At 71.9% G+C, this 18,244-nt stretch carries 15 protein-coding genes; 12 read left to right on the top strand and 3 right to left on the bottom strand.

The features are described from left to right. Positions 1 to 255 precede the first annotated feature (255 nt). The 4 genes from ABZX96_RS09995 (at position 256) to ABZX96_RS09980 (ending at position 5,087) form a co-directional block, all read left to right on the top strand. Positions 256 to 2,202 carry an amidohydrolase gene (locus ABZX96_RS09995; protein WP_355540797.1) on the top strand — a complete coding sequence of 649 codons (1,947 nt, stop codon included), beginning with the start codon at positions 256 to 258 and terminating at the stop codon, positions 2,200 to 2,202. Between the two features lie 239 nt (positions 2,203 to 2,441). Beyond that, on the top strand, positions 2,442 to 3,122 hold the full coding sequence (locus ABZX96_RS09990) for a hydrolase (RefSeq protein ID WP_355540794.1): 681 nt from the start codon (positions 2,442 to 2,444) through the stop codon (positions 3,120 to 3,122). Between the two features lie 92 nt (positions 3,123 to 3,214). Continuing rightward, positions 3,215 to 3,727, top strand: coding sequence for a DoxX family protein (locus ABZX96_RS09985; RefSeq protein WP_355540791.1), 513 nt, complete (start codon positions 3,215 to 3,217; stop codon positions 3,725 to 3,727). A gap of 379 nt (positions 3,728 to 4,106) precedes the next feature. Continuing rightward, positions 4,107 to 5,087, top strand: a complete 981-nt coding sequence (locus tag ABZX96_RS09980; protein ID WP_355540788.1) for a pirin family protein — start codon at positions 4,107 to 4,109, stop codon at positions 5,085 to 5,087. Between the two features lie 152 nt (positions 5,088 to 5,239). Here the strand turns inward: ABZX96_RS09980 and ABZX96_RS09975 are convergent, their stop codons facing one another. After that, positions 5,240 to 6,076: an alpha/beta hydrolase gene (locus ABZX96_RS09975; RefSeq protein WP_355540785.1), complete on the bottom strand. Its 837-nt coding sequence runs from the start codon at positions 6,074 to 6,076 to the stop codon at positions 5,240 to 5,242. A gap of 523 nt (positions 6,077 to 6,599) precedes the next feature. Between ABZX96_RS09975 and ABZX96_RS09970 the strand changes: the two genes are divergently transcribed. From ABZX96_RS09970 to ABZX96_RS09950, 5 genes are all read left to right on the top strand, one after another. Further along, the gene (locus tag ABZX96_RS09970; RefSeq protein ID WP_355540783.1) at positions 6,600 to 7,811 is read left to right on the top strand and encodes an LCP family protein; all 1,212 of its coding nucleotides are present in this window, start codon (positions 6,600 to 6,602) and stop codon (positions 7,809 to 7,811) included. Between the two features lie 570 nt (positions 7,812 to 8,381). Continuing rightward, positions 8,382 to 8,546 (top strand): hypothetical protein, encoded by a 165-nt coding sequence (locus ABZX96_RS09965; protein ID WP_355540780.1) that lies wholly within the window; start codon positions 8,382 to 8,384, stop codon positions 8,544 to 8,546. 87 nt (positions 8,547 to 8,633) lie between these two features. Further along, a complete protein-coding gene (locus tag ABZX96_RS09960; RefSeq protein ID WP_355540777.1) occupies positions 8,634 to 8,927 on the top strand; it encodes a Dabb family protein in 294 nt (97 codons plus the stop codon). 612 nt (positions 8,928 to 9,539) lie between these two features. Beyond that, on the top strand, positions 9,540 to 10,373 hold the full coding sequence (locus ABZX96_RS09955; protein ID WP_355540774.1) for an RNA polymerase sigma factor SigF: 834 nt from the start codon (positions 9,540 to 9,542) through the stop codon (positions 10,371 to 10,373). Positions 10,374 to 10,564: 191 nt separating this feature from the next. Continuing rightward, positions 10,565 to 11,401, top strand: a complete 837-nt coding sequence (locus ABZX96_RS09950; RefSeq protein ID WP_355540771.1) for an RNA polymerase sigma factor SigF — start codon at positions 10,565 to 10,567, stop codon at positions 11,399 to 11,401. A gap of 968 nt (positions 11,402 to 12,369) precedes the next feature. Here the strand turns inward: ABZX96_RS09950 and ABZX96_RS09945 are convergent. Beyond that, positions 12,370 to 12,582 (bottom strand): hypothetical protein, encoded by a 213-nt coding sequence (locus ABZX96_RS09945; RefSeq protein ID WP_355540768.1) that lies wholly within the window; start codon positions 12,580 to 12,582, stop codon positions 12,370 to 12,372. Between the two features lie 212 nt (positions 12,583 to 12,794). On the opposite strand from ABZX96_RS09945, the gene ABZX96_RS09940 reads away from it, so the two are divergent. From ABZX96_RS09940 to ABZX96_RS09930, 3 genes are all read left to right on the top strand, one after another. After that, the gene (locus ABZX96_RS09940; protein WP_355540765.1) at positions 12,795 to 13,268 is read left to right on the top strand and encodes a MarR family transcriptional regulator; all 474 of its coding nucleotides are present in this window, start codon (positions 12,795 to 12,797) and stop codon (positions 13,266 to 13,268) included. Positions 13,269 to 13,279: 11 nt separating this feature from the next. Then, positions 13,280 to 15,844, top strand: a complete 2,565-nt coding sequence (locus ABZX96_RS09935) for an MFS transporter (RefSeq protein ID WP_355540763.1) — start codon at positions 13,280 to 13,282, stop codon at positions 15,842 to 15,844. A 283-nt stretch (positions 15,845 to 16,127) separates the two neighbouring features. Further along, entirely contained in the window at positions 16,128 to 16,970 is an 843-nt protein-coding gene (locus tag ABZX96_RS09930; RefSeq protein ID WP_355540760.1) for a YceI family protein, read from the top strand. A gap of 389 nt (positions 16,971 to 17,359) precedes the next feature. Here ABZX96_RS09930 and ABZX96_RS09925 read toward each other — a convergent pair whose 3' ends face one another. Next, the gene (locus ABZX96_RS09925; protein WP_355540961.1) at positions 17,360 to 18,151 is read right to left on the bottom strand and encodes a TetR/AcrR family transcriptional regulator C-terminal domain-containing protein; all 792 of its coding nucleotides are present in this window, start codon (positions 18,149 to 18,151) and stop codon (positions 17,360 to 17,362) included. Positions 18,152 to 18,244: the final 93 nt, after the last annotated feature.

The raw sequence follows: 18,244 nt of genomic DNA, 5'->3' as shown, positions 1-18,244 counted from the left end.
GCCGTTTCCGTGCGGACGTTGTGCCGAATCGGACGCGTACCGGATCGGACGGGTATCGACTCGGGCGCAGACCGACTCGGGCGCGTACCGAATCGGAGGCGTATCGGCTAGGGCGCGTACCGACTCGAACACGTACCGACTCGAACGCGTACCGAATCGGGCGCGTACCGACCCGAACGGGTCCGGTCTCGGTCTCGATCAAGGAAAAAGTGCCGGACGTCCCTCGTCCACAGGATCCACAGGAGGTTGTCGAAGGTGTCGACTGTGCCGGTCGGCGGGTTGGTTCCGCAGGCCACTGACGAGGCCGCGGACCTGATCGTCCGCAACGCGAAGATCCACACCGGGGATCCGGGCCGGCCGCGCGCCGAGGCGCTCGCCGTCCGGGACGGTGTGATCACGGTCGTCGGTGACGACAGGGACGTGGCCCCGCACATCGGGCCGGGCACCAAGGTGGTCGACGCGCTGGGGCGCCGGATGATCCCCGGACTCAACGACTCGCACCTCCACGTGATCCGGGGCGGGCTCAACTACGTCCTCGAACTGCGGTGGGACGGCGTTCCGACGCTGCGCCAGGGCCTGGCGATGCTGCGGGAGCAGGCCGCCCGTACGCCGAAGGGCCAGTGGGTGCGGGTGGTCGGGGGCTGGTCGGCGGAGCAGTTCGCCGAGCGGCGGCTGCCGACCGTCGCCGAGCTGAACGAGGCGGCGCCGGACACCCCGGTGTTCGTCCTGCACCTCTACCAGTCGGCCGTGCTCAACCGCGCCGCCGTCCAGGCCGCCGGGTACACCAGGGCCACGCCCGACCCCAAGGGCGGCCAGATCGTGCGCGGCCGGGACGGCGAGCCGACCGGCATGCTGCTGGCCGCCCCCAGCGCCCTCATCCTCTACTCGACGCTGGCCAAGGCGCCGGTGCTGGAGGGCGCGGACAAGGAGGTATCGACCCGGCACTTCCTGCGCGAGCTGAACCGGTTCGGGCTGACCTCGGCGATCGACGCCGCCGGCGGGTTCCAGAACTTCCCCGACAACTACGGCACCGTCATGGCGCTGGCCGAGCGCGGGGAGCTGTCCGTCCGCATCGCCTACCACCTCTTCCCGCAGACGCCGGGCCAGGAGATCGACGACCTCGCCCGCTGGGTGGAGACGGTGCGCCCCGGGGACGGGGACGCGTGGCTGCGCCTGAACGGCGCGGGCGAGAACCTGACCTGGGCGGCGGCCGACTTCGAGAACTTCGCGCAGCCCCGCCCCGAACTCACCGCCGACTACGAGGTGGAGTTCGAGAAGGCGGTGCGCATCCTCATGGCGAACGGGTGGGGCTTCCGGCTGCACGCCACCTATGACGAGACCATCCGCCGCGACCTCGCGGTCTTCGAGAAGCTCGCCGCGGAGGGGCTCTTCCCCAACGGGAACCGGTGGCTGTTCGACCACGCGGAGACGGTGTCCGCCGACAGCCTCGACCGGATCGCGGCCCTCGGCGGGGCGCTGTCCATCCAGAACCGCCTGTCCTTCCAGGGCGAGGCGTTCGTCCGGCGCTACGGCACCGGCGCCGCCGCGGACGCCCCGCCGCTGCGGGCCATGCTGGAGCGCGGGCTGACCGTGGGCGCCGGCACCGACGCCACCCGGGTCTCCACGTACAACCCGTGGGTCGCCCTGCACTGGCTCGTCAGCGGCCGGACCGTCGGCGGCCTGGCCACCCGCTCGGCGCAGCACCGCGTGGACCGGGAGACAGCGCTCGCCATGTACACCCGCGCGGGCGCCGCGCTGACCGGTGAGGACGAGGTCAAGGGCGTGCTGCGGCCGGGCTGCTACGCCGACCTGGCGGTCCTGTCGGAGGACTTCTTCGCCGTGCCGGAGCCGGACATCGCGCACATCGAGTCGCTGCTGACGGTCACCGGCGGGCGGATCGTGTACGCCGCCGGTGAGTACGAGGGCCTGGACGAGGAACTGCCGCCCGTCTCCCCCGCGTGGAGCCCGGTGGCGCGGTTCGGCGGCTACCAGGCCGCCCGCCCGGAGGGGCGTTCCGGTGCCCGTCAGGCGGAGTTGATCGGCCAGGTCGTCGCCGAGTCGGAGCAGCACCGCCAGTGGCGCGCCCGGCGCGCGCTCACGCCGGACGCCGGCGTGAGCGCCGGGGGCGCGGGCGCCGCGAGCGCGGATACCGCGAGCCCGGGCGCCGGGAGTGTGCCCTTCGACCCCTGCTTCGCGCTCTGAGCCACCTGGCCCTCCTGACCCACCTGCTCCACCTCGGCCACCTCGGCCACCCCGGCCACCTCAGCCACCCCGGCCACCCCGGCCACCTGAACCATCCGAGCCACCGGGACCGGCCGCCCGGCCCTGACCCCGCCGGTCCCGGCACGTTCCATCACCGCACCGCAGCGGGCGGACGACCGTCCGTACCGCCCTTACGGGACGCCCCCACCGGGCCGCCCCTCTACGAAAGGTCACCTCTCATGGCCAACACCGCCACCCTCACCGACATCTCCGCCGTCACCGCCTCCCCCAGCCCCGACCTGCTGACCCCCGACAACTGCGCGGTGCTGTTCATCGACCACCAGCCGCAGATGTTCTTCGGCACCGGCAGCGGCGACCGCACCGCGATCATCAACGCGACCGTGGGCCTGGCGAAGGCCGCCAAGACCTTCGACGTGCCCACCGTCCTGAGCACGGTGGCGGCCGAGTCGTTCTCCGGTCCGCTCCTCCCGCCGCTGGCCGCGGTCTTCCCCGGTCAGGAGATCGTCGACCGCACCTCGATGAACGCCTGGGAGGACGTCCCCTTCGTCGAGGCCGTCAAGGCGACCGGCCGCAAGAAGCTCGTCATCGCCGGTCTGTGGACCGAGGTGTGCGTCGTGCTGCCGACGCTCTCCGCGCTGGCCCAGGGTTACGAGGTCTACGTCGTCACCGACGCGTCCGGCGGCGTGAGCCCGCAGGCCCACGAGCACGCCGTCCAGCGCATGGTCCAGGCCGGCGCGGTGCCGGTGACCTGGCTGCAGGTGCTCCTGGAGTTCCAGCGCGACTGGGCCCGCACGGAGACGTACGGCGCCGTCACCGACGTGGTGAAGGAGCACGGCGGCGCCTACGGCCTGGGCCTCGTCTACGCGCACGCCGTCATCGGCGAGCACGCCGCCGGCTGACCCCGGCACCGGACGGACACACAGCAGGACTCCGGGCTCGGACGGCGACGAACGGGCACGGACAGGAACGGACGAGAACGGGCGGGAAGACGATGGACGCGGGACTGTTGGTCCTCCGGCTGGTGGCGGGGCTCCTCATCGCCGGCCACGGAGTGCAGAAGGTGAGCTTCCGGCTGGGGGGCCACGGCCTGGCGGGCGGGACCGAGGAATTCCGGCAGGACGGGTTCCGCGGCGGCCGTCTCACCGCCCTCGTCGCGGGGGCCAGCCAGATAGGCGCCGGCCTGTTCCTGGCCGCCGGGCTGCTCACGCCCGGGGCGGTCGCGGCGGCCATGGGCGTGATGACGGTCGCGACCATCGTCAAGTGGCGCCATGGGCTGTGGGTGCAGAACGACGGTTACGAGTACCCGCTGGTCCTGGTCGTCACCGCCGCGGTCCTGGCCCTCACCGGGCCGGGCCGCTGGTCGGCCGATCACGCCCTCGGTCTGACGCCCTGGCCGCTGTGGATCACGCTCGCGGCGATCGTCCTCGGGCCGGTGGGCGGGCTGCTCGCCAGGGTGGTGCTGGGCCGGGGGCCGGTGGGGGGTGCTTCGTCCGCAGGTGGGTGAGGGGGCGGCCGGGGGCGCCGACCGTCGGCGAACGGAGGCCGGGGCAGGCGCCGACCGTCGGCGGACGGAGGCCGGAGCAGGCGCCGACCGTCGGCGGACGGAGGCCGGAGCAGGCGCCGACCGTCGGCGGACGGAGGCCGGAGCAGGCGCCGACCGTCGGCGAACGGAGGCCGGAGCAGGCGCCGACCGTCGGCGAACGGAGGCCGGAGCAGGCGCCGACCGTCGGCGGTTGGGCGGACCCTCCGGCCCCGGCCCCGCCCGTCCGGCCGCCCCCGACCAGGCCCCTTCCCCCGTGACCCGTCCCCGCCGCCTCGGCCTACGATCGAAGCGAAGCGACCCTGTTGAACCGGCAATCACCCGTCACGGGAAGGCCCCGCACGTGAGCAACGTCGAAGAGAACCCCGCCGAGCTGCGCTGCCCCGCCGAGGACGACGACCGGGTGCCGGGGGTCGAGGTGCTCTCCGCCCGGGACGTTCCGCTGGGCGGGCCGCGGGCGATGACCGTGCGCCGGACGCTGCCCCAGCGCTCCCGGACGCTGATCGGCGCCTGGTGCTTCGCCGACCACTACGGCCCCGACGACGTCGCCGAGACGGGCGGCATGGTCGTCGCGCCGCATCCGCACACCGGCCTTCAGACGGTGAGCTGGCTGTTCGGCGGGGAGATCGAGCACCGCGACAGCCTGGGCAGCCACGCGTTCGTACGGCCGGGCGAACTCAACCTCATGACGGGCGGCCACGGGATCAGCCACTCGGAGGTCTCGACCGAGCGGACCACCGTCCTGCACGGGGTGCAGTTGTGGGTGGCGCTCCCCGAGGAACACCGGCACGCGGCGCGGGACTTCCAGCACCACGTGCCCCGACCCGTACGGGTCGGCGGCGCGGAGATCAGGGTGTTCCTGGGGGCGCTCGCCGGGGACGTGTCCCCGGTGCGGACGTTCACACCGCTGCTCGGCGCCGAGATCGTCCTGGAGACCGGCGCGTCGGTCACGCTCGACGTGGACCCCGCCTTCGAGCACGGCCTGCTCGTCGACCAGGGGGACGTACGGATGGCCGGCACCCTGCTGTGTCCGGGCGAGCTCGGCTACCTGCCGACCGGCCGCGCCACTCTGACGTTGACGAACGTCTCGGACGGCGCCGCCCGTGCGGTCCTGCTCGGCGGGACGCCGTTCGGGGAGGAGATCGTCATGTGGTGGAACTTCATCGGCCGGAAGCACGAGGACATCGTCCGGGCACGGGAGGACTGGCAGAACGCGTCCGACCGCTTCGGCACCGTGAGCGGCTACGACGGGGAACGCCTCCCCGCCCCCGACCTGCCGCGCCACGTCACCCTGGCCCCGCGCGGCGATCGGCCGCGCCGCTGACAGCTGACATCCGGCTTGCGGATTCGGCGACTCCAGGCGCACGCACACGGGCGCCGGCTTCCCACCGTGGGGAGCCGGCGCCCGTCATGCGCCGCGCACTTCACACCGCCGCGCGCCGGCGCGCGCGACGCGCCGTTACCGGCGGTACGGCGTCACTTCCGCAGGAAGGCGAGCAGCGCCTCGTTGACCTCCTCCGCGTGGGTCCACAGCAGGCCGTGCGGAGCGCCCTCGATCTCCACGTACGTGGCGGACGGCAGCGCCTGGTGGAAGCGGCGCGCGGTGCCGTCGATGGGCAGGGTCCGGTCGGCCGTGCCGTGCAGGATCAGGGCCGGCACGTCGATGGCCGGGATATCGGCCCGGAAGTCGGTGTACCAGGTGGCCGGCGCGGCGGACGCGGCGAAGAACCCGCCACTCGCCGCGGTGTTCCAGCTGTTGCGGACCGCCTCCTCGCTGATCCGGGTGCCCAGGTTCTCGTCGAGGTTGTAGAAGTCCTGGAAGAAGGCGGTGTAGTACGCGTACCGGTCCGCCTTGGCGGCGGCGACCACGCCGTCGAAGAACTCCTTCGGCGCCACCCCGTCCGGGTTGTCGTCGGTCTTGAGCATGTACGGCTCCAGCGAGGCCAGGAAGGCGGCCTTGGCGATCCGTCCGGAACCGTAGGTGGACAGGTACCGGGCGACCTCGCCGGTGCCCATCGAGAAGCCGACCAGGACGGCGTCCCGCAGGTCGAGGGTCTCCAGCACGGTGTTCAGGTCGGCCGCGAAGGTGTCGTAGTCGTAACCGGTCGTCGGCTGGCCGGACTGCCCGAAACCGCGGCGGTCGTAGGTGATCACCCGGTAGCCGGCGTCGAGCAGCGCGGCGCTCTGCCGCTCCCAGGAGTGGCCGTCGAGCGGGTAGCCGTGGATGAGGACGACCGGCTGCCCGGAGCCGTGGTCCTCGTAGTAGAGGTCGATGTCCGTGGTGTTTTCCTGGCCCACGGTGATGTACGGCATGGGATGTCCCTTCGTCCGGAATGCCTGTTGTGCGCACATTGCACGACCACGGGTCCGCCCGAGGGGCGACACCGTACGGGCCATAGCGGCCTCTGGGTGCCGAGATCCGGGCGTCCACGGCGCGCGTGGCACGGAATGCCATGACGCTAGGGCCGGCGCCCGCCCTCGGTTGTCCCAGAGTGCACCACCCCTTGCGCGGGCGCGCCAAGAGCGCGCGGACGATGGCGTGTGAGGCAGGTGAGCACAGAGAGGCCAGCGAGTACAGGGAGCACAGGGAGCCTGTTGAGCACGGGGAGGCGCGGCCTGTCGGTGCTGTGAGGGCGGGGCCTCCCCCTCGTCCAGGCTTCTCTCCCACCGTCAGGCGCCACCCACTGAGCCCAGTGATGCCCGAGGGACCCCCGTGACCGGATCCGCCCTTCACGACCGGCGAACCGACGACCGGCTCACAACCTCTGGCCGGTGCCGGCCGTCTATGTCAGTACGAGGGCTACTTCCGTGCACAGCCGTGTGGACGAGGGTGCTTATGGCGGCGGGCAACCGGACGACAGTGGGCGGTCACGGTGGGCGTCGGCCCTTGCGGGCGGTGGGGCTGCTGTTGCTGTCGCTGCTGGTGTTGTTCGCCGTGGGGGCGGGCTGGATCTACTTCAAGATCGACGGGAACATCACCACGTTCGGCGCGGAGGGCATGAGCCCGGACCGCCCCGCCGTGGCGGTCGGCGGCCGGAACGTCCTGCTCATCGGCACGGACTCGCGCGCCGGCGACAACCACGCGCTGGGGGGCGGGCGGGGCACCGTCGGCCGGTCGGACACCGCGATCCTGCTGCACGTCCACGAGGACGGCCGGCACGCCGTCGCCGTCTCGATCCCGCGCGACACCCTGGTCGACATACCGCCGTGCCGACTCCCCGACGGAAGCTGGACCGCGCCGCGCCGGAACGCCATGTTCAACTCCGCCTTCTCGGTCGGCCGCACCCGCGCGGGCAACCCCGCCTGCACGCAGAACACCATCGAGCAGATGTCCGGCGTCCGCGTCGACCACACGGTGGTGATCGACTTCCAGGGGTTCGCCCGGATGACCTCCGCCGTGGGCGGCGTGCCGGTGTGCGTGCCCGAAGACGTGTACGAGGGCGACCTCAACCCGCGCCGCGGCTCGCGCGGCCGTCTGGTGCTCCCCAAGGGGCCGCAGACCGTCTCCGGGCAGCACGCCCTCGACTACGTACGCGTCCGGCACGGCATCGGCGACGGCTCGGACATCGGCCGCATCCAGCGCCAGCAGGCCTTCCTGGCGAGCCTGCTCAAAAAGATCAAGGGCCAGGGCTTCAACCCGACCACCCTGTTGCCGCTCGCCGACGCCGCCACCAAGTCCATGACCGTCGACCCCGGCCTGGACTCCCCGAACAAGCTGCTCTCCTTCGCCCTGTCCCTGCGCGACCTGGACCTGCGCGGCACGACGTTCGTGACGCTGCCGTGGCACTCCCTGGGCGACCGGGTGACCGTCGCCCAGCCCGCGGCGGACGAGCTGTGGGCGGCCATCAAGGCGGACCGGCCGGTGGAGTCCCCGGGCGGGAGGAACGGGCAGGGGACGGGGCACGCCGGGACTCGGACCGGGGGCGCTCCCGGGGCGGAGGCCAGGGGTGATGGTTCTCCCGGGACCGGTGATTCCCACTCGTCCGCGCCGGTGGACGGGGCGCGCGCCGCCTCGGACGACCTTTGCGCCGGACTGTCGCACGGTTGACGCGCGGGGCCCGGGACAGGGGACGGCAGCAGGAGGCAGTAGCGGGGGCGCCGGACGAGGACTCGGGCCCGCCCGCGACAGGCCGACCGGTGGCATGGCACCAGCACCCCCAAACGTCACCAGCGCCCCAGAAGAAGTGTGCGGGGGAAGCGGCACCGGGGGGACAAGCCGCTTCCCCCGGGGTACCGGACCTCCAAGCCCACGCCGCCGTCAGGGGGAAAGCTCACGGCGTGGACCCCGCAGTGAGGTCACGGTCGCGGCCGTCGCGGATTCCTGCCAGATCCGCGGGCGCTTCCCCCATCCTGCTCTTCCCGAACACCCCTACGGGTGGCCGAAGGGCCTCTCCTGTACGAGGCTTTGGTCCCGAAACACGCTGATCAGCACCCCTGTGCCCGGCCCGGGGCGGAGCCGGGAAGCGGTTCGGAAGATCACCTCCGGTGTGATGAGACGCCTACCACCCTTTGGGACCCCGCGCCTGACGTGCGGTTTCTGTGGTTAGACTCGCCCGACCGCGCCGGGACGCGCGCGGGCTTCCGCGGGGAGACGGGACAGGTAGGGGAGACGGGAGAGATGGCACACGCGAAGAAGATCGCGATGTACGTGGTCATCGTCTTCGTGCTGTACACGATCATCACCTCGCCGGCGCGGGCCGCCGACCTCGTCCAAATAGGGTTCGAGGGCATTTCGTCCGCGGCCCACGGCGTGGGTGAGTTCATGACGCAGCTCGTCGCCTAGGCACCCGATGGAACAGCCCGGACCGGCCCGCGGGGCCCGGCCACCCGCCCGTCCCGGCACCGCCCGTACGTACGGAGGAGCGCCCCTGTGATTCGCCACCTGGTCCTGTTCAAGCTCAACGACGGTGTCCGACGCGACGAGCCGCGCGTCGAGGCCGGCGTCGAGGCGTTCCGGCAGCTCGGGGGGCAGATCCCCGAGCTGGACGTCTGGGAGTGCGCCTGGAACATCACCGACCGGCCGATCGCGTACGACTTCGCCATCAACTCGGCCGTCGCCGATCGCGACGCACTCAAGCGCTACATCGAGCACCCGGCGCACCAGGCCGCCGCCGGGCAGTGGCGCGAGTTCGCCACTTGGGTGATCGCCGACTACGAGTTCTGAGCCGACACCCCCAGATCACACCCGGGGCGCCCCTGAGACACATCGGGGGCGCCCCGGACCCGTGTCGGAGCGCCCTGGGCCACCGGGCCGGAGGCCACCCGCCTGCCTGGCCCGCCCGGACCCGTGTCGGGGCACCCCGGGCCACCGGGGCCGGAGGCCGCCGCCCGCCTGCCCGAAGACCCAACCCGGCCACCTGAAGGCCCACCCGCCCCACAGATCCCGGGGCCTCCCCCGCGCCTCCACCGCACCCCCGTCGGCCACTCCACCGGCGCCACCACGCTCTCCCCATCCCCCCACCGGCCATTTGGTCCCCCTCCCGTCCCCGTACGGGTCCTGTCACCGCTTCCCCTGCGGGCCCGTCACCGGCCACGCCCCGGCTCATCGGCCCACCGCGCGGACCACCCGGCCTCACCCGTCCGGCCCAGCCGGAACACCCCCTCACGACCCTCTTCGCCGCGCCCGCCGAGCGTGGGACAACACCGCGCACCGGCGTTCAACTCTGCGACCAACACGGCGTTATACGGTGCTTGCACACAGTGCACATGTCTTGTGATGCTATGACCGCTTTTGCCGGATGAATGGACTGTGACCGGATGGTCTGTGAAGGGTGGCGTGACCGTGACGGCCCGAACTGCGCCCAAGGCACCCTCCCGCGAGGGCAGAGGTGAGGGCAGGAGCGAGGGCCGGAGTGCGGACACCCGGGCGCTCACACAGGTCCTCTTCGCCGAGCTGGCCGGTCTGGAACCCGGCACACCGGAGCACGCCCGGGTGCGCTCCGCCCTCATCGAGGCCAACCTCCCGCTGGTCCGCTACGCGGCGGCGCGTTTCCGTAGCCGCAACGAGCCGATGGAGGACGTCATCCAGGTCGGCACGATCGGGTTGATCAACGCGATCGACCGTTTCGACCCGGACCGGGGGGTGCAGTTCCCCACCTTCGCCATGCCGACGGTCGTCGGGGAGATCAAGCGCTACTTCCGGGACAACGTCCGCACCGTCCACGTCCCGCGCCGGCTGCACGAGCTCTGGGTGCAGGTCAACGGGGCCACCGAGGACCTGACCGTGCTGCACGGCCGCTCCCCCACCACCTCGGAGATCGCCGAACGGCTGAAGATCGCCGAGGACGAGGTGCTGGCCTGCCTTGAGGCCGGGCGCTCATATCACGCCACTTCCCTGGAAGCCGCCCAAGAGGGGGACGGGCTGCCCGGCCTGCTCGACCGGCTCGGCTACGAGGACCCTGAGCTGGCAGGAGTGGAGCACCGGGACCTCGTACGGCACCTGCTCGTACAACTGCCCGAGCGCGAGCAGCGGATCCTTTTGCTCCGGTACTACAGCAACTTGACGCAATCACAGATCAGCGCGGAGTTGGGGGTGTCGCAGATGCACGTGTCGCGGCTACTGTCGCGGAGCTTCGCCCGTCTGCGGTCCGCAAACAGGATCGAGGCGTAACCGGAACGAGCGACCCGTTCCTGCACGGATATGTCGACTTGGCGCTACAGCGCGTTGCCGACATGTGACATTCTGCATGAACCGCGTTTGCCGCGGCGCAGCCTCCGGTATTCAGGTGGAGGCAAAAGTTCTCGACCTGACCTGGGCCGAGAGCGCCAACAGCGTTCCGACCGCGACCTCAAGGGGGTGGCATGTCCGCAGAACTGGGCAGCTCGAAGGTGCTTCCCGCGATTCCCGCGCCGGCACCTCACGCGCACGACGACGACGCCATCAACACCCGCACGCTCTCCCGCTCCCTGTTCCTGCGACTGGCCACGCTCGACAAGGACAGCCCGGAGCGCACCTACGTCCGTGACACTCTCATCGAGTTGAACCTCCCTCTTGTCCGTTACGCGGCGGCACGTTTCCGCAGCCGCAACGAGCCGATGGAGGACATCGTCCAAGTCGGAACGATCGGCCTCATCAAGGCCATCGACCGTTTCGATTGCGAACGCGGCGTGGAATTCCCGACGTTCGCCATGCCGACGGTGGTTGGCGAGATCAAGCGGTTCTTCCGCGACACCTCGTGGTCGGTCCGCGTCCCGCGACGCCTCCAGGAGCTCCGGCTTGCGCTGACGAAGGCCAGCGACGAGCTGGCGCAGAAGCTGGACCGCTCCCCCACCGTGGCCGAACTGGCCACCTGCCTGGGCGTGTCGGAGGAGGACGTGGTCGACGGCCTGGCGGTGGGCAACGCCTACACGGCCTCGTCCCTGGACTCCCCCTCGCCCGAGGACGACGGCGGCGAGGGCTCCCTCGCGGACCGCCTCGGATACGAGGACAGCGCGCTGGAGGGCGTCGAGTACCGCGAGTCCCTCAAGCCGCTCCTGGCCAAACTCCCGCCCCGCGAGCGTCAGATCATCATGCTGCGCTTCTTCGCCAACATGACGCAGTCCCAGATCGGCGAGGAGGTCGGCATCTCCCAGATGCACGTCTCCCGGCTGCTGACCCGTACGCTCTCCCAGCTCCGCGACGGGCTCATCTCCGACTGAGCCGCGACCCACCAGGCGGCACGACCGTGGCCGCCTGACTGCACCGGACGGTTCGGCGGGCGGCGAAAGCCGCCGCTCCGCGACGGGGGCCGACCGGCAGGCAGCGCACGCGGCGCCCGCAGCGCTCGTCTCCGCACGACTGTTCCATGGAAGCGTCCGTGGAGGCGTCCGTCCCGACGGACGGCCGCACCCCCGACTCGCCCTCTGGGGCGCTCCCGGGCCCCAGCACTCCGCAGACGCAGCGCCCCCGGGTCACAGGCGACACCCACCCGGCGGCTCGCGCTTTGCCCGCTCCGGGAGCCACGGCTCCGTAGGGATCCGTAGGGATACGAAGCGGCTGCATCGTCATCCGTAGGGCGAAGTGGGCGGGTTCCACCCGCAGTTCATCTCTACCGTCACACCAGCCGCAGCCGCCGTACCAGCCTCGGCCGCCATACCCACCACGGCCGCCACTCGCGAGGCGTTACGACGCCGGAGCACCCGCACGACGCGCGCCTCCCCCGGTCGCTCACGCCCGCGTCCACGCCGGCTCCCGCACGAGAGCCCGTGCCCGCGTTCACGCCCGCGTCCGGCTCACTCCCGCGCCCGCGTTCACGCCCGCGCGTCTCACGGCCGAGCGCCCCACCACGGCGCCCCACCACAGCGCGCCGCGCACACAGCGACGAGCGGATCGCCGCGGAACACCGCGACGACGCGAACCGGTCGGCCAAACTCCCCGGCGCAGCGACCCCTATATAGAGGTGCGGGGCGCCCTCTCCGTAGATCCGTAGAGGCCACCGAGTCACCTACAGACAGTGCGCAGCCCGCCACCACGGCTCCCGTTCGGCGCCCCCGGCACAGCCCACCGAGACGAGCTCGCCGCGATCAGCGCACCGACGCCCCAGCACCGCGATCATCACCGACAGGACGCACGGCCCGCACACGCCGACACGCGACGCGCGCCCGCACCCTCCCGCCGGACCGCCGGATCAGCGCAGCGCCAGCCACACCGCTCCGGCGACGATCAGGATCGCGACCACGATGCCGACGATCAGGCCGACCTTCGGGCCGGACGACGCCTGCCGGCGGGCGGCCCGTCCGCCGGTCTGCGGGGCGCCCTCGTCCACGAAGGCGCGGAACATCTGCGTACTGCCGGCCGGGTCGTGGTGGCCGTCCGACGGGTTCTGCTGGTAGTTCGCCATAGGCCAGGACCCTAGCGAAAACGGGGTCCGAGGGGCACGCCAGGGCCCGGTGTGGCTCGCGTTCACGGTGGTCACGGGTGCCTTAGGCGGCTTGACCTGCCGCAAGCACAGTCTTTTCGTTCCCTTTACCTCATACGCCCGATTTAGTTTGCCTTCAGCAACCAAGTAGCCTATGGTTGCCCTAAGCAACAAATGAATGCGTGGAGGTGCCCATGGCCGCTCAAAGTCAGTACGAGGAGCTGGCCCGGCAACTCAGTGCCATTGGTGCTGTCAAGCGTGAAATGGGGCGCATTCTCCCCCACGACTGCCCGCCCGCCTCGGCCGGCGTCCTCACCCTCCTCGACACATACGGCGAGATGCGGATGAGCCGGATGGCCGAGCTGCTCGCGATCGACATGTCGGTGACCAGCCGGCACGTCGCCCACGTCGCGGAGCGGGGCTGGATCGAACGGGAGCCCGACCCGCTGGACAAGCGGTCGCGGCTGCTGCGCCTCACCCCGAGCGGCCGGGAGCTCCTGGCGGAGCTGACCCGCCGCTCCACCGCGTCACTCGCCCGGTATTTGGAGGACTGGTCCGACGCCGACGTCGGGCGCCTGAACGAACTGCTCGCCAGGCTCCGCGCGAGCTTCGGCGACTGCCGGACCCGGGCGCACCACGATCCCTCCACCCGTACACCCGCAGGATGAAAAGGAATTACATGGCTACGACCACACCAGCCGGTGTGCGGGGCGGCCACGCCAAGCACGGGGGAGCGCCATCCCCCGACGGGGCCCCCATGTCGCACCGGCAGATCATGGAGGCGCTGTCCGGGCTGCTGCTCGGCATGTTCGTCGCCATCCTGTCGTCGACGATCGTCTCCAACGCGCTGCCGGAGATCATCCACGATCTGCACGGCGGCCAGAGCGCCTACACCTGGGTCGTCACCGCGTCCCTGCTGGCGATGACGGCGACCACCCCGCTGTGGGGCAAGCTGTCCGACCTGTTCAGCAAGAAGCTGCTGGTCCAGGTCGCGTTGATCATTTACGTGGCGGGCTCGGTCGTCGCCGGCCTGTCGCAGAACACCTCCATGCTGATCACCTGCCGTGTCGTGCAGGGCATCGGCGTGGGCGGTCTGTCCGCGCTGGCGCAGATCGTCATGGCCGCGATGATCTCCCCGCGTGAGCGCGGGCGTTACAGCGGTTACCTGGGCGCCACGTTCGCCGTGGCCACCGTCGGCGGTCCGCTGCTGGGCGGTGTCATCACCGACACCGACTGGATGGGCTGGCGCTGGTGCTTCTACGTCGGCGTGCCGTTCGCGGTGATCGCGCTGATCGTGCTGCAGAAGACGCTGAAGCTCCCCGTGGTCAAGCGCGAGGGCGTCAAGGTCGACTGGGCGGGTGCCTTCTTCATCAGCGCGGCGGTCTCGCTGCTGCTGGTGTGGGTCACGCTGGCCGGTGACAAGTACGACTGGATGTCCTGGCAGACCTTCGTCATGGTCGGCGGCGCGATCGTGCTGGGCGCGATCTTCGTGTTCGTCGAGTCCAAGGCGAAGGAGCCGATCGTCCCGCTGCGGCTGTTCCGCAACAAGACGATCACCCTGGCCTCGGTGGCCTCGCTGTTCGTCGGTATCGCGATGTTCTCCGGCACCGTCTTCTTCAGCCAGTACTTCCAGCTGGCGCGCGGCAAGTCGCCGACGATGTCCGGTGTCATGACGATCCCGATGATCGCCGGTCTGTTCGTCTCCTCCACCGTCTCGGGCCAGGTCATCACCCGGACCGGCCGGTGGAAGGCGTGGCTGGTCTCCGGTGGCGTGCTGGTGACGGCGGGTCTCGGCCTGCTGAGCACCATCCGGTACGACACCGACTACTGGCAGGTCGCGATCTTCATGGCCCTGATGGGCCTGGGCATCGGCATGATGATGCAGAACCTGGTGCTGGCGACCCAGAACCAGGTCTCGGCCGCCGACCTCGGCTCCGCCTCCTCCCTCGTCACCTTCTTCCGCTCCCTCGGTGGTGCGGTGGGTGTCTCGGCGCTCGGTGCGGTGCTCGCCAACCGCGTCACGCACTACGTCCAGGAGGGCCTGGCCGAGTTGGGTCCGAAGGCCGCGCAGATGGGCCACGGCGGCACCGGCGGCGGGGGCATCCCCGACCTCGACGCGCTGCCCGCCCCCTTCCGTACGGTCATGGAGAGCGCTTACGGGCACGGCGTCGCCGACGTCTTCATGTGGGCCGCTCCGTGCGCCCTGCTGGCCTTCCTCTTCACGATCTTCATCAAGGAGGTCGCGCTGAAGACCCGCGGCGGGCTGTCCGAGGGCTCCGAGGGTTCCGAGGGCGACGCCCCGGCGGCGGCTCCGGCCGCCCGTGCGGAGGAGCTGGAGCCGGCCCTGGCCGGTGCCCCGTCCGTGACCCCGGCGGCCACCGCGGCCACCGCGGCCACCCCGGCCCCGGCAGCCGCGCCCCGTCCCGTCCAGGACACCCAGCCGATCGCGACGCTCGCCCCCGAGGCGGACGCCCCGACCGGCCCGGCGATCCACGGTTTCGTCCGCAACGCCGAGGGCAACCCGGTGCCGCGGTCCGCGGTCACGCTGATCTCGCTCGGCGGCGAGCAGCTCGGCCGGTCCGTCGTCGAGACGAACGGTTCGTACGCGCTGAACGCCCCCGGCGCCGGCAGCTACGTCCTGATCGCGGCGGCCGACGGCCACCAGCCGCAGGCGTCCACGGTCGTCGTCGGCGACCAGCCGCTCGCCTACGACATCCTGCTCAGCGGCACCAGCGGCCTGTGCGGCCAGGTCCGCGGCGCGGTCAGCGGCGACCCGGTGGCGGGCGCGATGGTCGTCGTCACCGACGTCCGCGGCGAGGTGCTGGCCACCGGCACGAGTGGCGAGGAGGGGTACTTCTCCTTCGACGAGCTGGCCGCCGGTTCGTTCACCATCGCGGTGAACGCCGCCGACTACCGTCCGATCGCGCTGCCGGTCGAGGTGAGCGTGCAGGGCACGACCCGCGTCGAGGTCGAGCTGCTGTCCGGCGCCCGGGTCCAGGGCGTCGTGCGGGCCGGGGCGGACGGCCGTCCGCTGCGGGACGCGCGGGTCACCCTGGTGGACGCGGCGGGCAACGTCGTGGCCACCGCCACGACCGGTGAGGACGGCGCGTACGCCTTCACCGATCTGGACGCCGGCGAGTACACCGTCATAGCCAGCGGCTATCCGCCGGTCGCGAGCGGCCTCACGGTCGACGCCCGCGGGGTCGACGGCCACGACGTGGAACTCGCCCACCCGGAGGACTGACCGAGGTCCGGGCGCTCTGGCTCCATCAGGGGCCGCAGCGCCCGGCCCGGGTTCGTCGAACCCGGCCGGTCCCCCACCCGGTGCCGTACGCATCCCGCGCACGGCACCACCAGCCCGGGAATCGCCCGGGCCGCCAGACCCCGGCCCGCGACGCGCTATGAGCGGAGACGCGGGCGGGCCGGGCCCCAGGGCCCCGGACGGCACCTGCGCACAGGCAGGGGACGGCCTGCAGACTGCCGTCCGGGGCCCGACATGTGTACGAGGGAGGAAAACGGGAGTGGGTATGACTTCGACCGGAGCGTCGGCCGCGGGGGTGCGGGCCCAGGTCCGCACGCGGGACGGCTGGGCGGTGCAGCACGCGGTGCTCACCGTCACCGACATGACGGGCTCGCAGGTCCTGCGCGCCTCGGCCGACGAGGAAGGCGTGATCCGCAGCCCCGAACCGCTGCCCGCCGGCTCGTACACGGTCATCGTGACGGCCGTCGGCTACGCCCCGGTCGCCTCCAGCGCGATCGTGACGGCCAGCGGCCGGCTCAACGCCGGGAACGTGGTGCTGGCCCGCCAGGGCGGCACCGAACTGCCGCCGCCCGGCGCCTGGACCATCGACCCCGCGCACTCCACGGTGGCCGCGGTGGCCCAGCACCTGGGGATCTCCAGCGTGCACGGCCGGTTCACCGAGTTCGGCGGACGCATCCAGATCGCCGAGAACCTCGCCGAGTCCCGCGTCGAGGCCGTCATCCAGGCCGCGACGATCGACACCGGCAACGCCATGCGGGACGGCCACCTGCGGTCCGCGGACTTCCTGAACGTGGCCGAGTACCCGGAGCTCACCTACCGCAGCACCGGCCTGGAGCCCGCGGGCCCGGACCGCTGGACCGTCCACGGCGAACTCTCGCTGCACGGCGTCGTCCGCCCGGTCGACCTGGACCTGAGCTACCTCGGCTCCGGCCCCGACCCCTGGGGCGGCACCCGCGCGGCCTTCCACGCCACCGCCGACCTGCGCCGGGACGACTTCAAGCTCAACTACAACCAGGTCGTGGCCGCCGGCATCGCCGCCATCGGCACGACGCTGAGGGTGGAGCTGGACATCCAGGCGGTACAGGGGGAGTCGCTGCCGGCGGTGTAGCGCTGGGGCACGCCGGACGGCTTGTGGTGAGCCGTCCCGGCTCCACCAGGTGTCCTGGTATGCGAATGACAATGGGGCGCGTTCCTTGGATTGAGGAACGCGCTCCGTTGTTGTTTGCGTGCGGGGTTGTTTGCGGGCGGGCGGCCGAGCGGTGACGGCCGTCGGCCTGGGGGACGTCGAGGTGTCCCCTATAAGGGCGCTTCCTACGGGGGTCCCTTACGGGGATCCCCCCTACGGGATTCCTCTTCCGGAATGCCCCTTACGGGCCTGTCCCCTACGGCAGCACACCTACGGCCTGTCCCTTACGGGCATGCCCTGACATGTCTCCCCTACGGACGTGCCCAGACGAGCCCCGACGCGCGTGCCCTGACACGTCTCCCCTACGGGCGTCAGCGTGCCGCAGTCGCGCGGGACGCCCCCTGCACGCGGGCCGGCGCTGCCGCGCCCGCGCCCGGGGGCGGCGCCTCGGCCCCGGGGAGGCCGGGACCCGCTGCCTCGGGTGACAGCCGGGCGGCCGGTGCATCCGGGCCCCCAGCGCCGAACGAGGCAGTGGAGGAATCCCCGGACGAGGCGGCGGAGGACGGGGCCCGATCGCGCGGAGCCCGATCGCGCGGAGCCCGATCGCGCATCGCCTCGATGCCGGCGATCTGGAGATCGAGCGCGAAGTCGAAGTCCCGGTCGCGCCGCTCCCGCGCGCTCGCTCCCTTGGCGCTCCCCACCGCCGCGTCGGCCAGTTCGAGCGCCTCGGCGAACCCGTGCCGGCCCTGGACCGCGCCCATGAGTTCCTCGTGGTACTCGTCCATGGTGATGCCCACCTCACGGCAGCGCCCTTCGTGCAGGACCTCCACGGTGCTGAAGCCGTAGACGAACTGGAAGAGCGAACCGAGCGCCGCCGCGTTCTGCTCCAGGGGGAGGCCACTGCGGCGCATCGTGCGCATCGTGGCGTTGGAGAAGGCCATCGACCGCGGGCCGATGTTGATGTACTCGCCCAGCAACCGGGCCGCCCACGGGTGCACGAGCAGCATCCGGCGGTACTCGTGGGCGAGGTGCCGCAGGTCGTCCCGCCAGTCCGTACCGCCCTCGCCGGCCCCGGGCAGAGCGGCCGAGGGGAAGGAGGACACGACGGGAGCCGTCACCCGGGCGCCGGTCGCCCCGCGCGCGCCCTCGCACCCGGCGATCACACGCGCCCCACCGGTAACTTTCACCCCACCGGCAGCTTCCACCCCACCGGCACCTTCCACCCCGCCCGCGCCTTCCGGCTCGCCCGCGTCCTC

It is taken from the genome of Streptomyces sp. NPDC003077 (assembly GCF_040611095.1).
Lineage (GTDB): Bacteria > Actinomycetota > Actinomycetes > Streptomycetales > Streptomycetaceae > Streptomyces.
This window is presented reverse-complemented; position numbering and strand designations above follow the sequence as displayed.